This window comes from Arthrobacter sp. AFG7.2 (assembly GCF_002892835.1).
In the GTDB taxonomy this organism is placed as follows: Bacteria; Actinomycetota; Actinomycetes; order Actinomycetales; family Micrococcaceae; genus Arthrobacter.
Genome location: NZ_PJMB01000005.1, coordinates 162,076 through 177,262, shown reverse-complemented (window position 1 = coordinate 177,262; position 15,187 = coordinate 162,076). Strand labels below are relative to the sequence as shown.

The window sequence follows — 15,187 nt, the reverse complement described above, 5'->3', positions numbered from 1 at the left end:
GTTTACCCTGAGGGCCTTTGTGCAGCCCCATAACCCGACTATCGTCCACATATCCCCCGCGGACAAGACCCAGCTGTGGGGCACGTCATACCGGGTTCCGGAATGGCGGCTGCGGGTGTGCTGTTTCCTTGGACATGAAGATTGAAATCTGGTCCGACGTCGCGTGTCCCTGGTGCTACATCGGCAAGCGCCGCTTTGAATCTGCCCTGGCGGCCTTCCAGCACCGCGATTCCGTCGAGGTGGTTTGGCGGAGCTATCAGCTGGACCCCGGCCTCCCCGAACACTACGACGGAACCGAGCTGGAGTACCTGAGTACCCGCAAGGGGATGCCGGCGCAGCAGGTGTCGCAGATGTTCGACCACGTGGCGCAGCAGGCCAAGGGTGAAGGCCTGAATTACCGCTTTGACTCTGTGGTGGTGGCCAACAGCTTCAACGCCCACCGCCTGATCCACCTCGCGGCCGCGCACGGCAAGCAGGACGCCGCCAAGGAGCGGCTCCTCAGCGACCATTTCGAGCACGGCAAGGATATCGGCAGCCGCGGGTACCTCATGTCGCTCGCCCTGGACCTGGGCATCAGCCAGCCAGAAGCAGAGGAACTCTTCACCACCGACAAGTTCGCCGACGACGTCCGTTCCGATATCCAGGAGGCCCGGTCCCTGGGGATCAGCGGCGTCCCGTTCTTCGTCATCGACCGGAAGTATGGGCTGTCCGGCGCCCAGCCCGTTGAGACGTTCACTGCGGCGCTGGACCAGGCATGGCAGGAATCCAATCCCCTGGTGCTGGTCAACTCCGCGGATGGCGGGGCCTGCGGACCGGACGGCTGCCAGGTGTAGGCGGGCATGCAGGCCAGCGCAGCCAAGCGCAGGCTTTTACTGACACATCGCGGTAAAGTGTCCACATGCCAAGGATTTCAGCGGCCAGCAACGCCGAGCAACGAGCAGACACCCAGCGGCGCATCCTCACGGCCTTCGGTGAACTCCTTTTCTCCCATGGCCTGCCCGGCCTGACGATGACAGATGTTGCCCGGCACGCCGGCGTGGGCCGGACCGCCGTCTACAACTACTACGCGGACATCGAAGAACTGCTGATCTCCTATGCCCTGGATGAGACTGAGAAGTTCCTTTCCGAACTGCGGGACTCGCTGAACCAACTGGACAACCCGGTGGACCGGCTCGCGCTGTACGTCCGCGCCCAGGTGGTGGACCTCAGCCGCCGCCACCTGCCGCCGGGACCCGCCATGGGCGCCGTGCTGTCGCCGTCGTCCTTTGCCAAGCTCGCCGACCACGTCGGCGAGCTCAGCGTGCTGCTGCAGGGAATCCTGCGGGACGGAATGGAGCAGGGGTACCTTCCGGTGGCTGACGTCAACCAGCAGGCTCAGCTGATCCTGGGCACCTTGTCCTCCAGCGCGGCCAGGGGCAGCGATGAGCCCGCCGAACTGGAGGCCCGGGTGGCCAGGACAGTGCGCTTCATCCAGCTGGGTGCCGGCGCACGGTTCGACGACGACGGCCGCCCCGTGCGGCTCGGCCCGCTTCCCGTGGTGGCCGGCTAGCCACCCATCAGGGTGCGGGCGCTGCCGAGGGCATGACGGGTAACTTGTCGTCGTCGGCGACGCGGCGGCTTTCCCGCGGACAGCCCAGCGTCCCCGGCGTCTGGTCAACGAGCTCGGGCGGGACCAGCGCTCTGTAGTCCTGCGCGAGGATCACGTCAACGCTCCCGTCGGTCCGGCTGTCCTGAAAGTAGTCCGACCCCGCCAGGTTCCGCTGGACGGTGAACGCCGCGGCATGCCCGGCGGCCCCGGAAATCACGGCAGCGGTCCCGCGGTAGCCCGCATCAATGTTCGAAACCGCACCCACCACAAACTTCCTCGCCAGGAACTCGTCCGCCACTGAGCGGGCCAAACCGGGCCGGCTGGTGGAGTTGTAGACATTGAGGTTGACCTGGTCATTGGGGGTGTAGTCGAAAGTCCCGGCCGGGCAGGTGGAGGCCGCTTCTTCGGCAGGCGCCGCAGCGGGAAGCTTCAGCTGCCCGTTGATGATGGCCAGCGCCGTGATGATGGCCGCGGCGATGAGGCCGACGAGGAGGACCAGCACAATCCCGTGCAGCGCACGCCGGCGTACGCGGGTTGTCCCGTCGGCGCCCGGCGCCGCCTCAAAGGCGGCCCGAAGCTCGGAACCGGTGACAACGTGGTGGCCGTGGAGGACGCTTACGTCCTGCTGCTTCTTCCTAGCCATCTATCACCAGGACACGGGCGTGGATGGCGGTGCGCTGGTGCAGGGCGGTGCGGACGGCGCGGTGCAGCCCGTCCTCCAGGTACAGGGTCCCCTGGTATTGCACCACGTGCGGGAACAGGTCACCGAAAAAGGTGGAATCTTCAGCCAGCAGCGCTTCCAGGTCAAGGGTGCGCTTGGTGGTCACCAGCTCGTCCAGGCGGACCGGACGCGGCGGGAGCGAAGCCCATTCCTTGGGCGTGGTGTAACCATGGTCGGGGTACGGGCGGCCCTCGCCCACAGCTTTAAATATCACCTTGCCACACTAGGCATCCTGCAGGCCCAGCGAAAGTGCCCTGCGGTTCCTGCCGCAGGTTGTGGCCAAACAGTAACCATGGGCTACCTGCGGTAGTGCCGCTTGCCGCCAGCCCGGTGTCCGCAGAGGTGACGGCACGGCTGACAGAATAGGACCATGACAGCATCCGAGTCCCCCGCCATTTCTGCACCCGCAGCCCACGTGCCGGCCACCCCGCCGCTGGCGCTCCTGCTCGATGTGGACGGGCCGGTGGCAAGTCCGGTCACACGGGATGTTAAGCGGGAGATCATCGATGACCTCATGGCCCTCGCCGCCGCAGGGATTCCCGTCATTTTCAACACCGGACGCTCTGACGCCTTCATCCGGCAACAGGTGATGGAACCCATGATCGCCGCCGGGATCCCCGCAGGCACCATCATCCATGCCGTCTGCGAAAAGGGCGCTGTCTGGTTCAGCTATACCGCAGCCGGGCCCGGCCCCATTCACGTGGACCGGGAACTTGCCGTACCGGCGGCCTACGGGGACGATGTCCGGCGCATGGTGGCAGAGGACTACGCCGCACACATGTTTTTTGATGAAACGAAGCGAGCCATGGTGTCCGTGGAGCAGCATATTGATGTTCCCAGCGCCGATTACCTTGCGGAGCAGAAACTCTTCGACGCCGACGCCATGGACCTGATGGCCCGCCACGGACTGGGAGTGGTGCGCTTGGACCACCATGCCCCCAATTCCGACGACGAGGTGGACTACCGGGTTGATCCCACCATCATCTCCACGGACATTGAGTCGGTGCGGCTTGGCAAGGATCTGGGCGCCAGCCGCGCTGTGGAGCTGCTTGCCGCCCAGGGCATCACCCCGGCAGCATGGCGGACAGTGGGCGATTCGCGCACCGATTACGCAATGGCCGACTGGCTGCACCACAACGATCACGCGGTCAAGCACGTGGACGTCCGGCCGGCCGACGGTATCCCGGAGAAGCCGTACGCGGTCCTGACGGCCGAGGATCTGGGGCTTGGGGCCTCGGTGATCCATGACGACGCCGGCGGGGCCTTCCTGCGCAGCTGGCGGGATGCACTGGGCGGCTGAGCCGGTTCCCCGGCCCCGGGCAGCCCTGCCCGAAACCTGCTGTTTCCAGCACGCAGCTATCATGCAGGTAGAAACGCTTACTTTGACGAGCACGGAGACGACCATTACAGAAGCACCGGTTCAAGACGAGGTCTACTACGGCGGCCAGGCATCCGTAGAAGAACAATTTCATGCCGAGATCACCTCAGCCGAAGCTGAGCAGCGGCTAAATCCCCGCCCTGATGTCATCACGCATAAGGGCCGCATTGCGCTGATCAACCACAACAGGACTCCCTACCAGGCCATGGTGGAGGACCTGCTGTTCGTACGCAATGTGCTGGCCGGCGCGGACCTGGCGTACCTGCTGGTGAGGGGCAACAATGACAGGCCGGTCATTGCCCTGGACTGGAAAGACAGGAAAAAGCTTCGGGCGGCCCTGGTGGAAGCCTGCCGGGACGAGCCTTTCTATTCCATGACCGTGGATGCCAAGAAGAAAACGTCCTTGCTGGTTGCAGATGGTGAGCTCTCGGCCAACAAGGAGGCGCGAATCTTCCGCCTGTACCGGCCCCGGGTGGAGCCCGCGGGCGGCTTCGAATTCGGTGCCTCCGCAGGCGTGCAGCTTGAGCTTTGGTCGTTTAAGTCCAACGAGATCATCCTGCCTATTGAGAACTCCCTCACGCGCAGGACCTTGCTCCGGCAGGACGCCGTCCGTGGCACCGTTGAGCGCTACGGCCACACGTGGCCCACCATCGAGAACATGTTCGCAGACCACGCCAGCGACATCAGCTTCGACATCGATCTGGTGTTCTCCTGGGTGGATGGAAGCTCCCCGGAGTACATCGCCGCGCGGCGGGCCCAGCAGAAAGATGCTGTCCTCGGCGAGGGCGATGACCACGAAGCCCGCTTCCGGCAGATCAACGAACTCAAGTACGCCCTGCGTTCGGTGTACATGTTCGCGCCGTGGATCCGCCGCGTCTTCATTGCCACAGATTCACCGGCACCTGAGTGGCTGGCGGACCACCCCTCGGTGACCATTGTCCGCAGCGAGGAGTTCTTCTCCGACCCCTCGGTGCTTCCCACGCACAATTCCCAGGCAGTGGAGTGCCAGCTCCACAACATCGAGGGCCTGTCCGAGCACTTCCTGTACTCCAATGACGACATGTTCTTCGGCCGGCCCGTGAGCCCCGACCTGTTTTTCACTCCCGGCGGCATTACGAAGTTCGTGGAGGCAGAAACCCGGATCGGCCTGGGCGAGAACGCCATTGAGCGGAGCGGGTTCGAGAACGCTGCGCGCGTCAACCGGAAGTTGTTGTGGAACCGGTTCGGGCGGATCACAACCCGCCATCTGGAGCACTGCGCAGCGCCCTTGCGCCGCAGCGTGGTGGCAAAAATGGAACGGGAGTTCCCCGAAGAGTTCCGGAAGACGGCGGGCAGCCGCTTCCGGGCCGCGGACAACATCTCCGTCACCAACTCGTTCTACCACTACTATGCGCTGCTCACCGGCCGTGCCGTCACCCAGACCGCTGCTAAAGTCCGCTACGTTGACACCACGATGAAGGCGGGACTGAAGTACCTGCCCAAACTCCTGGCAAAGAGGAACATGGACTTCTTCTGCCTGAATGACGGCAGCTTCCCGGAGATCCCTGCTGACGAGCGCGCCGAAGTGGTCACCGACTTCCTGGAAAAGTACTTCCCCATCAAGGCACCCTGGGAAAAGTAGGACTCCGGAAAATACCGGCCGGATGCGCAGTCCGGCAAGACAAGGTCCGTGCCGCCCGGCGGCACGGACCTTCGTGCACTGTCCTAGCGGCTGGTAGGCAGCCCAAGTTTCGTGCTGCTCCGCTGCTTGGCAGTCTCAGGTATCCGGATCCCGGCGGCCTCCAGCCGGCGCTTCGTCTCCTCCGGGGAGACGTACTCCCCCACCGTCGTCGAATTGCCCAGGGGAACCACCGAGTGCACGATGGTGTGCTCGTACACGTGGACCAGGTTGAAGGACTGGCCGCCGTCCTGTCCCCTGGTGCCCCCGACAGGAACGTTGAGGTCCTGGGTGTAACAACTGGCCGACGCCACGGACACTGGGATGCCGGCAAAACTCGCCGTCGTTGAATAGTGCAGGTGCCCGGCAAGAATGGTGCGCACGTCCGAATTGCGGACTACTGCCTCCAGCGACGCCTGGTCCCGCAACTCAACCAGGACCGAAAGATCCAGGACGGACGGCACCGGCGGGTGGTGCAACGCCAGGACGGTGCCGTCCGGGGCGGGGGTGTCCAGCTGCCGCGTCAGCCACTCCAGCTGCGAGGAGCTTAGCTCGCCATGGTGGAAGCCAGGCACGGAAGTGTCCATGGTGATAACCCGGAGCCCATTGATGAAGTAGCTCTTGTCCACGGGGGCGTCATGTGCGGGCTCGTCCAGCAGGCCTGTCCTGAAGTTGGCACGGTTGTCATGGTTGCCCATCGCCCAAATGACTTCTGCGCCCAGTTCCTCGCAGGCGGGCTCCACGATGGCCCTCAGTTTTACGTAAGCCTCAGGATCGCCTTTGTCTGCGAGGTCGCCCGTGAAGATGACGGCCTCCGGCCTCGCCCCCGACGCTTTGACTTCGTCAAAGAGCTGGATAAGCCGCGCTTCGCTGTCAACGACGCCGTAGAGGGGGTCCGGACCTCCCATCAGGTGGGGATCGCTCAGGTGGAGTAGGAAATGGCGTGGCCGGGGATGTTCGGCCTCGATGTGCTCCATTGCTGCCTCTGTGGTCGGTGGGAAACGGCGCTTCCCTTGTACCCTTCAGTAATGTTTATCCAATCAGACATTCGGCAAACTTTGGGTAAATCGCCGTGGCTGATGTGGAAAAAGGTGAAAGAACTGCGCTTTTGCGCCGGCACGTTCGGCACAGGTGCGCTTATCAGCCGAGGAGTTCCTCGATGGCGTCGATGACCTCTGCCGAGTCCGGTTCCACTGTGGGAGCAAAGCGCTTCACCACTTCTCCCTCACGGTTCACGAGGAATTTTTCGAAGTTCCACTTCACCAATCCGGGGAGCAGCCCGGTCTTGAACTTGGTGAGCTCCGTGTACAGCGGGTGCTGGTTCCTGCCGCGCACGTCCGCCTTGACGGTCAGCGGAAAAGAAACCCCGAAGTTCCGCTGGCAGAACTCCGCGATTTCGCTGTCACTGCCCGGTTCCTGCCCGGCAAACTGGTTGCACGGCACGCCGAGGATCTCAAATCCCCGGTCCCGGAACTTTTCGTAGAGCGCCTCCAGCCCCGCGTACTGGGGGGTGAACCCACAGTTTGACGCAACGTTCACCACCATCACCACGCGGCCCTTGAACCTGCCGAAATCCGTCGCGGTTCCGTCGTTCAGGGTCAGCGGGATCGGGTACAGGGCTGTCACGGGTTGAGTCCTCGGAAGTTTGTTCATGCGTGGAATTCGTTGCCAGCGCACCACTGTACTGGTCCGGGCTTGGTGAATCCTGGGCAAACTTCCTGCTGGAACCCTACGGAGTTGGCGTCACGGACGTTTCGGTCGGCAATGGCACTGGTTCGGTGGTCTCAATCGGTGCTGGAGGAATAGGCGCGGCTGAGAAGGTCGCCGTGGGTATCGGTGTCGGCTCGATCGGGGCTGGAGGTGCAGGCGGTGGCTCAGGGGCCGGCTCAACCGGAGCAGGTGGCGGTGGCTCAGGGGCCGGCTCAACCGGCGCGGGTGGCGGCGGCGGAACCGGGGCCGGCTCAACCGGAGCAGGTGGCGGCGGTTGGACAGGCTCCGGCGGCGGGGGCGGAGGCTCAACCGGCGCGGGTGGCGGCGGTTCAACGGGTTCCGAGGGCGGCGGAGGCGCCGGGGAAGGCTCCACCGGCGTCGGTGTTCCCGTTCCTGGGTCGGTCGGGGTCGGCGTCGGTGTCGGCGTTCCCGTTCCCGGGTCCGTCGGGGTCGGCGTCGGCGTTCCAGTCTCAGGGTCGGTCGGCGTCGGCGTCGGCGTTCCAGTCTCAGGGTCGGTCGGCGTCGGCGTCGGCATTCCAGTCTCAGGATCCGTCGGCGTCGGCGTCGGCATTCCAGTCTCAGGATCCGTCGGCGTCGGCGTCGGCGTCGGCGTCCCAGTTCCCGGATCCGTTGGTGTCGGTGTCGGCGACGCCGTTCCTGAACCCGTTGGCGACGGCGACACTCCAGTAGGCGACGGCGTTGCCGTACCGGGCGTCGCAGTCCACGACGGTGTTGAAGAATCAGCCGGCCGAAGGGTCGAGAGCCAGGATGCCGGTCCGGAAGGTGAGCCGGCCATTGTGGGCGGCTTACTTACCCAGCGGGGAATGGAAGGAGGCTCGCTGCCCTGCCCCACCGGAATGGTCCAACGTATGGGACCGGCGGATGGAGCATTTGTGCCCGGCAGGTAGGACCGCAGGTCAGCGGGTCCGCTGCCGGCTGGCCGAAGCGGTATCAGGATCCACTTCAGTGGACTGATGTGGTGGCCATTAAGGATCGTTTCGAAGTGCAGGTGGCATCCTGTCGACCATCCAGTGCTCCCTACCCTGGCGATGGCCTGGCCAACAGCAACGGAGTCTCCGCTTCGGACGGCTATGGACTCCAGGTGGTTGTAGGTGCTGATGAGACCGTTGCCGTGGTCTATTTCCACCCGGTTGCCGCCGCCCCACGCATGCCACCCAGCGGCACGTACAACGCCCGAATCAGCCGCGTACACCTGGGTGCCGCACGGCGCTGCGTAGTCCTGGCCCAGATGGAAGTCTCCGGCTGCCCCGGACAGCGGACTGACCCGGAACCCGAAGGGCGACGAGGGAGTCAACATCTTGAGGGGCGCCATGAGGTAGCCCGCGGGAGGCCGGCCCAGCCCTGTCAGTTCTACGGTCAGCGGTGACCCCGGGCCCCCGCCGGTGCCGCTGACTATCGGACGCGGAAAGGCAAGCTCCACGTGTGGAGCAGTCAGGATGCTGGCCGTCTCCGGGCCCGCTACCAGACCGTCCAATGGCGGCGTGACGACGTCGGTGCTGCCGCCCAGGACCGTAGCGGTACCGGCACTGCTGCTGCTGGAGCCGGAAGGAGTTCCCACAGCGCCCATCCCCGCTTCGGCTCCGGAACGGACCACGGAGGCCGAAGCTGTTCCGGGAACAGGTGCACTGCCGGAAAGATTCAAACCGTAGACGGATGCTGCCAATACACCGGTAGCCGCCACAGCCCGGGCAGCGGGGAGGCACAGGCCTCTGGGGCTTTTGGCGTCCTTCCCGGAAACCGCGTGATTGCCCATGAAAGTGACTCCAGGACGTTGCCAGCCGCCCTCTGTCATGACGGTATCTCCAATGTGAACACACGGGCCGGTACGCTGTGAACCCTGCGGCGGCTCACTGTGGTTTTTTTGTGGGTGTCCGCTGTCCTGCTGATGACCGCAGGCGGCCCCCGACGCCGCTGGCGGGCCCCGCTGTGCTTACGATGAGATCACAACCGGTTCTCCACAGGAGGGCATGCACCATGAAGAACATCCTGGCTCCCGTCAAAAAGCGGCTGGTCCGCACGTTCAGCAACGGCTCTGAGGGCGTGCCTCAGTGGCAGCTCGATCTCGCGGAGGGCAAGGACGCGGGCTACCATCTGCCCGGCTCCGCTGTATGGGCGGTGCATGGCTCCATGTCCCCCATCGTTGCCGGAATCCGGACACTGTTGATGCAGTCCCTCCACCCCGGCGCCCTTGCCGGCGTCCACGACCATTCAAATTTCCGCGAGGACCCGCTGGCCCGGCTGGCGAACACCATCCGCTGGATTTTTACCGTGACGTATGGTTCCACGGAAGCCGCCGATGATGCCTCGCGCAGAGTCCGCCGGATGCACGAATCCGTGCAGGGCAGTTACAGCGATAACCACGGTACGCAGCGCAGTTACAGCGCCAATGATCCTGAACTGGCCAGCTGGATCCACCTCGCTTTCACTGACGCGTTCCTCACTGCCCACAAGATCTGGGGCGGCGCAATTCCCGGCGGCCCGGACGCCTATGTCCGCGAGTGGGCCCAGGCAGGCCGTTTGATGGGTGTAGAGGACCCGCCCCTGAGCGAGGCGGACATGCACGGACAACTGGACCGCTGGTACGAAAGCGGTGAGCTGCGCGTTGACGCCCGGGTGGCAGAGACAGTGGACTTCATCCGCAACCCGCCGTTGAACCGGATGTTGCGCCCGGGCTACCGCATCCTGTTCGCCGGTGCGGTCTACAGCCTGGAGCCCAGGTACCGCGAGATGCTTGGACTGGCTGTTCCACGGCTGGGTCCGGTGGCCCTGCCGGTGAGGCTCGCAACGAAGGCGGTTCTCGGCGTCGTACGCCTGGCGTTGGGTCCCCGGGGTCCCAGCGAGCTGGCCGCCAGAGAACGTCTTCGCCGGCTGGGCGTGCCGGAAGCAGAATAAGGAGGCTCTGCTGTTAACGAAAGAACCCGGCTCCGGCGTTTGCCGGAGCCGGGTTCCTTACCGGCGGAGAATGGGGGATTTGAACCCCCGAGGGCGTTAACCCAACACGCGTTCCAGGCGTGCGCCATAGGCCGCTAGGCGAATTCTCCAGCTGCTTCTGAAACAAAAGCAGATACTAGGTTACCTGATCTTTTCCGCATCGCCCAATTGGGCCCGCGGGGCAAGCGGGAAGGACGGTCCGCACGCCGGCCGCCGCAGGGCGCCGTGACTTTTAACCACGAAATGGACGCCCCCAACGCGCCCATTCCCCGGATCACCGTTGAGCTGCCGGGTCCGGCCCCGTTCAGCCAGGCCACGCAGCTCACAACCTTGAGATTGCCCCAATCGGTGTATATATCAATGATCAAGGCAGTGGCCGGGATAAGCAACGGATTCCTCCCGCCCGAGGGCCTGGTTGAGACAGGATGGGAGCCATGAACGAGCTGTATGCACTGGTGGTCTACGTCCCGCAGTCCCACACGAAAGAGGTACTGGCGGCCGTTGGCGACGCCGGAGCCGGCAGGATCGGCAAGTACTCGCACTGCTCGTTCGTCACCCCCGGGACCGGCCACTTCACTCCGCAGGAAGGCGCCAAACCCTACGTTGGACGTACCGGAATCCCCGAGCAGGCTGCCGAGGACAGGATCGAGTGCGTGGTGGAAAAGCCCTTGCTGGGCGCCGTGGTCGCCGCGCTGAGGGCAGCGCATCCGTATGAGGAACCCGCCTTCATGAGCTGGCAGGTTGACGGCTGGCGCCAGGCCGATGGCCGATTCGAGTCAGGCCGGAAGTTCGGGTAAAGTAACTGGCGGCCCCTCATGTGGCGTCATCCTGTTGAACTCCCCCAGGACCGGAAGGTAGCAAGGGTAAATGGGCTCTGGCGGGTGCATGGGGGGTCTTTACTATTCCCCCACAGGGCGGCAGGATGTCGGCCCGGATTGGTAGGGTTTTCTCTGTGACAGTTACTACCGCCCTGTACCGCAGATACCGTCCAGACTCGTTTGCTGACGTTATCGGGCAGGAGCACGTCACCGAGCCGCTGATGACGGCTCTACGGAAAAACCGGGTCAACCACGCCTACCTTTTCTCCGGTCCCAGGGGCTGCGGCAAAACCACCTCGGCACGGATCCTGGCGCGCTGCCTCAACTGCGCCCAGGGCCCTACCGACACTCCCTGCGGCACCTGTCCCAGCTGTATCGAGCTGGCCCGAGGCGGCTCCGGCTCGCTGGACGTCATCGAGATCGACGCCGCGAGCCATGGCGGCGTGGACGACGCCCGGGACCTCCGCGAGCGCGCCACGTACGCCCCGGTGCGGGACCGCTACAAGATCTTCATCATTGACGAGGCCCACATGGTCACGTCTGCCGGCTTTAACGCCCTGCTGAAGATCGTCGAAGAGCCGCCGGAACACATCAAGTTCATCTTCGCCACCACCGAACCGGACAAAGTCATCGGGACCATCCGTTCCCGCACCCATCATTACCCCTTTCGGCTGGTGCCGCCGGAACCGCTGATCGCCTACCTGGAACTGCTGTGCAACCAGGAAAACGTCCCGGTTGCCCCTGGTGTCCTGTCACTGGTGATCCGTGCCGGCGGTGGTTCCGTCCGTGACTCGCTTTCTGTCCTGGACCAGCTGATGGCGGGCGCGGGCCCCAACGGCCTGGACTACGAACTTGCCGTCGCGCTGCTCGGCTACACCCATGCATCACTGCTGGATGACGTTGTCGAAGCTGTGGCTGCCTCTGACGCTGCTACCGTTTTCCGTGCTGTGGACCGCGTGATCCAGACCGGCCACGATCCCCGCCGGTTCGTGGAAGACCTGCTGGAGCGCTTCCGGGACCTGATCATCGTTCAGGCCATGCCGGAGAGCGCCTCGACCATACTGCGCGGAATGCCCGCAGACCAGATCGCCCGGCTGAAGAACCAGGCCCACAACCTCGGGGCGGCGGAGCTGTCCCGCGCCGCAGATGTCACCAACACGGCCCTTACCGAGATGACAGGGGCAACGTCCCCACGGCTGCACCTTGAGCTGCTGTGTGCCCGGATCCTGCTGCCCAGCTCCGAGCAAAACGAGCGCGGCATGGCTGCACGGATAGACCGTGTGGAACGCCGGCTCAACTATGCAGGGAACGACGTCGGGACTCCCGCCGGCTCATCCGCTGCCGGCGCCGCGGCTGCAGGTTCCCCGGCGCCCCAACCCGGAATGCTCCCGGCCCCCGCCCAGGCCGCACCCTCCACCTCCGCGGACCCGGCACAGAACGCCGCCGGCACTGCTCAATCCGCGCCGGCCGCTCCCGCCGGACCTGCAGTCCAGGCAGCGCCGGCTGCTCCCGCGGGACCTGCAGTCCAGCCGGCGCCTGCAGTCCAGCGCGGGCCTTCGGCCCAGGCAGCTCCAGCAGGGGCAACGGCCACTCCGCCAGCCCCTTCGCCGAGCGTTTCGCGCCCTTCCGGGGACGCCTCCTCCGCTGCTGCTTCCGGTGGCCCGCTGACGGCTCCGCGCGTCAGCACCGATGACTGGCCGGTAGAGGATTCTGCCGCAAACACACGCCCAGCCGTTCCCCCGGCTACGCGCGGCCGCGACGCTGACCCGCAGCGCACCAATACGGGACAGCAGGCATCGGTTGCACCTGGCGCCGTACAAGGAGGCAGGCCGGCAGCGGCTTCCGGCCCGGTGCCGGACGGCATCCGCGGGGAAGGGTCACGGCCGGCCACAGGCACCGGTCCCCAACCTTCTCCCGCTCCTGCGGAACATGAAAGGCCTGCCGCCGCGGCGCCGGCTGCTTCACCCGGGCCGATGGGCGATGTTGAGGTGTTGCGTCGCGCGTGGCCGGATGTCCTGCAGACACTGTCTAAAATCAAGCGCAGTACGTGGGCACTCGTCGAACCCAATGCCCAGGTGGCTTCCTTCGACGGACACGTCCTCACCCTCACCTTCACCACCACCGGGCTTGCAGGTGCTTTCGGCCGGGCGGACCATTCAGAGAACCTCCGCCAGGCCATCCACAAAACTGTGGGCATCGACTGCCAGATCACTGCGTCTGCCGGGGGCGGCACGCCGGCGAGCTCTGAGCCAAACCCAAAAGCTTCCGCCAGCCGGGTGGCCCCGGCAACGTCGGCTGACGTCGCCTGGGGCCTCGCCCCGGCGCCCTCGCCCCACGACCCATCTCAGCAGCCGGAGACGGCAAGCCGCTCCGCTGCTTCGAAACCGCAGGGCGATCTACCAGGCAGGGATGGCGGGGACAGCGTCGACCAGCAGGGCATTACCCCGGGCGGAAAACAGCAGTCTGGCGCCGGCGAGAGCCCAGCTCGAGGTAACGCCGGCCACCACCCACTGGCCCCGGCAGGTGCGCCGGAACGGGCAGTACCACCGGCGTCGCCTGCACCCGAGGTTCCGGAAAACGGTACCGGTGTGCTTGGGACCAGCCGGACCGCTGGGCAGTTCCCCGCGCCCATAAGTTCCTCCCCCGTTCAAGCGCCCCAAGCGGCCACTGCAGGGGACTACTCGTATTCGGACGACGATTGGGGACCGGCGAGGGACGAGGACGCTCCCCCGCTGGAAGAGGAACCCCCCATGGATTGGGCACCGTCCGCCGGTTCCCAACCCTCCGCACGTACTCCAGGCGCCGGCCCGCACAGCCCAAGCCGGGCCGGCTCCTCAGCAGTTGGTTCCATTCCGGCCGGCGCGGCAACGGGTCCCGGCAACGTCCCGGGCGCCCATCACAATGACCAGCCTGAAAGTCAGGGGAATCGGGCTCCAGAGACTCCGCACGATCCCTGGACCCGGGCAGTCGAACAGGCTCCCGGAGTCTGGGTGGTTGGCGAAGAGAGCAACGTGGGCAGGGCCCCGTCCCCTGGCGTGCCCGAAAAGACTCTGAGCAGACCGGCTCCGACGCCGCACTACGAACCCGCTGCCGCCCAGGTGCCCCCCTCCATTCCGGTAACGGTGGCCGGTTCCAACCCGGAGCCGGAGTGGGGCCTGTCAGCCCCTGCACCCTTGCCCGGCCCCGGACGGCCAGGAGTGCAGGTGGAAGAACCGCCTTCGGCGCCGGATCAGGTACGGGTGCGCGAGTACGCGATGGCATCAGCATCCTCCGCTTCCGCATCCGTTCCGGCGCAGGTGGCTCCAGCCCCTGCGGCAGCGTTCGCGGCAGCTCCGTCCTCCCCTGCTCCGGTTTCGTCGGCCTCCCGGCAGGCCGCTCCAGCCAATGCCGCCCCTGCCTTGGCCGCCCCACCGTCTGCTGCTGCCGCGGCGGAAGCCCGGCAAAGTCTTTACCAGCGGCTGTCCAACAGCCCTGAAGCAGAGGCCGGGCGCGCCAAGGCCCCGGCCCGGGCGGTGGCGGCTGCCGCCCCGTACGTCCAGGACATCCCGAGCGCGGATGATGAAACCATCGAAGAGTCCGGCGTGTTCGGGCGGGCAGCAGTGGAGCGTATTCTGGGCGGGAAGCTGATCGAGGAGCGCTCGTCCGACGGAAGCCCCATCACATCGCGCTACTGACCGCGGCAGGGGTCCGGTCCGCCGGCCCGTCGGGAAGTCCTTGCTTTACCGCTAACCACATCAAGCTAAAGAGGAAAACGTGTACGAAGGTGCTGTCCAGGAGCTGATCGACGAGCTTGGACGCCTTCCCGGTGTGGGTCCCAAGTCTGCCCAGCGGCTTGCGTTCCACATTCTTGAAGCTGACCCCCAGGACATGAAGCGGCTGGTTGAGGCGATCACCACTGTCAAGGAACGGGTGAAGTTCTGCTCTGTCTGCGGCAACGTCACGGAGCAGGAACTCTGCAACATCTGTCGTGACCCCCGCCGGGATCCAGCCGTGATCTGCGTCGTGGAGGAATCAAAGGATGTCCTGGCCGTGGAGCGGACCCGCTCGTTCCGGGGCCGCTACCATGTGCTGGGCGGCGCCATTAATCCCATTGCAGGCGTAGGACCGGAGCAGCTCCGAATCCGCGAACTGCTTACCCGGCTCAATGACGGCGCCATCCAGGAAGTCATTATTGCCACAGACCCCAACCTGGAGGGTGAAGCCACGGCGACCTACCTGGCCCGCATGCTCAAAACCATCGGGATCGCCGTAACCCGGCTCGCCTCCGGCCTCCCGGTGGGCGGAGACCTCGAATACGCGGATGAGGTGACCCTGGGACGCGCGTTTGAGGGCCGCCGCAATGCACTGACCTGACCTGACCTGA

14 protein-coding genes, 1 tRNA gene, 1 other RNA gene and 1 pseudogene are annotated in these 15,187 nt (G+C 65.4%); 11 read left to right on the top strand and 6 right to left on the bottom strand.

From position 1 onward, the window contains the following. Positions 1-134: 134 nt before the first annotated feature. Positions 135-833, top strand: coding sequence for a DsbA family oxidoreductase (locus CXX84_RS11215; protein WP_102976786.1), 699 nt, complete (start codon positions 135-137; stop codon positions 831-833). A 65-nt stretch (positions 834-898) separates the two neighbouring features. After that, positions 899-1,549, top strand: coding sequence for a TetR/AcrR family transcriptional regulator (locus CXX84_RS11210; RefSeq protein ID WP_102976785.1), 651 nt, complete (start codon positions 899-901; stop codon positions 1,547-1,549). Positions 1,550-1,556: 7 nt separating this feature from the next. Here CXX84_RS11210 and CXX84_RS11205 read toward each other — a convergent pair whose 3' ends face one another. Continuing rightward, the gene (locus tag CXX84_RS11205) at positions 1,557-2,231 is read right to left on the bottom strand and encodes a LytR C-terminal domain-containing protein (protein WP_102976784.1); all 675 of its coding nucleotides are present in this window, start codon (positions 2,229-2,231) and stop codon (positions 1,557-1,559) included. After that, complete coding sequence (locus CXX84_RS11200) at positions 2,224-2,523, bottom strand: type II toxin-antitoxin system VapB family antitoxin (RefSeq protein WP_102976783.1); 300 nt, start codon at positions 2,521-2,523, stop codon at positions 2,224-2,226. The genes CXX84_RS11205 and CXX84_RS11200 overlap by 8 nt, the downstream gene beginning before the upstream one ends. 156 nt (positions 2,524-2,679) lie before the next feature. On the opposite strand from CXX84_RS11200, the gene CXX84_RS11195 reads away from it, so the two are divergent. Together CXX84_RS11195 and CXX84_RS11190 are read left to right on the top strand one after the other, a co-directional pair. Further along, positions 2,680-3,609: a hypothetical protein gene (locus CXX84_RS11195; RefSeq protein WP_102976782.1), complete on the top strand. Its 930-nt coding sequence runs from the start codon at positions 2,680-2,682 to the stop codon at positions 3,607-3,609. Between the two features lie 61 nt (positions 3,610-3,670). Further along, entirely contained in the window at positions 3,671-5,308 is a 1,638-nt protein-coding gene (locus CXX84_RS11190; RefSeq protein ID WP_102976910.1) for a stealth family protein, read from the top strand. Between the two features lie 83 nt (positions 5,309-5,391). Here CXX84_RS11190 and CXX84_RS11185 read toward each other — a convergent pair whose 3' ends face one another. Together CXX84_RS11185 and CXX84_RS11180 are read right to left on the bottom strand one after the other, a co-directional pair. Continuing rightward, positions 5,392-6,321 carry a phosphodiesterase gene (locus CXX84_RS11185; protein WP_102976781.1) on the bottom strand — a complete coding sequence of 310 codons (930 nt, stop codon included), beginning with the start codon at positions 6,319-6,321 and terminating at the stop codon, positions 5,392-5,394. Between the two features lie 163 nt (positions 6,322-6,484). Further along, positions 6,485-6,997 carry a glutathione peroxidase gene (locus CXX84_RS11180; RefSeq protein WP_411266208.1) on the bottom strand — a complete coding sequence of 171 codons (513 nt, stop codon included), beginning with the start codon at positions 6,995-6,997 and terminating at the stop codon, positions 6,485-6,487. A 2-nt stretch (positions 6,998-6,999) separates the two neighbouring features. Here CXX84_RS11180 and CXX84_RS19335 point away from each other — a divergent pair, with 2 nt between their 5' ends. After that, complete coding sequence (locus CXX84_RS19335) at positions 7,000-7,962, top strand: hypothetical protein (RefSeq protein ID WP_223253078.1); 963 nt, start codon at positions 7,000-7,002, stop codon at positions 7,960-7,962. A gap of 71 nt (positions 7,963-8,033) precedes the next feature. On the opposite strand, the pseudogene CXX84_RS19330 reads toward CXX84_RS19335, so the two are convergent. Next, positions 8,034-8,372: pseudogene (locus tag CXX84_RS19330) on the bottom strand (M23 family metallopeptidase); the annotation flags it as partial. Between the two features lie 184 nt (positions 8,373-8,556). Between CXX84_RS19330 and CXX84_RS19325 the strand changes: the two are divergent. Both CXX84_RS19325 and CXX84_RS11170 read left to right on the top strand, forming a co-directional pair. After that, positions 8,557-8,724: a hypothetical protein gene (locus CXX84_RS19325; RefSeq protein WP_223253077.1), complete on the top strand. Its 168-nt coding sequence runs from the start codon at positions 8,557-8,559 to the stop codon at positions 8,722-8,724. Between the two features lie 325 nt (positions 8,725-9,049). Then, positions 9,050-9,967, top strand: coding sequence for an oxygenase MpaB family protein (locus CXX84_RS11170; RefSeq protein ID WP_102976778.1), 918 nt, complete (start codon positions 9,050-9,052; stop codon positions 9,965-9,967). Between the two features lie 64 nt (positions 9,968-10,031). Here the strand turns inward: CXX84_RS11170 and CXX84_RS11165 are convergent. Beyond that, a tRNA-Ser gene (locus tag CXX84_RS11165) sits at positions 10,032-10,116 on the bottom strand. Between the two features lie 324 nt (positions 10,117-10,440). On the opposite strand from CXX84_RS11165, the gene CXX84_RS11155 reads away from it, so the two are divergent. The 4 genes from CXX84_RS11155 (at position 10,441) to recR (ending at position 15,177) form a co-directional block, all read left to right on the top strand. Continuing rightward, entirely contained in the window at positions 10,441-10,803 is a 363-nt protein-coding gene (locus tag CXX84_RS11155; RefSeq protein WP_102976776.1) for a hypothetical protein, read from the top strand. 7 nt (positions 10,804-10,810) lie between these two features. Beyond that, an RNA gene (ffs, locus tag CXX84_RS11150) (signal recognition particle sRNA small type) lies at positions 10,811-10,907 on the top strand. A 21-nt stretch (positions 10,908-10,928) separates the two neighbouring features. Next, entirely contained in the window at positions 10,929-14,498 is a 3,570-nt protein-coding gene (locus CXX84_RS11145) for a DNA polymerase III subunit gamma and tau (RefSeq protein WP_102976775.1), read from the top strand. Positions 14,499-14,577: 79 nt separating this feature from the next. Next, complete coding sequence (gene recR / locus CXX84_RS11140; RefSeq protein WP_102976774.1) at positions 14,578-15,177, top strand: recombination mediator RecR; 600 nt, start codon at positions 14,578-14,580, stop codon at positions 15,175-15,177. Positions 15,178-15,187: the final 10 nt, after the last annotated feature.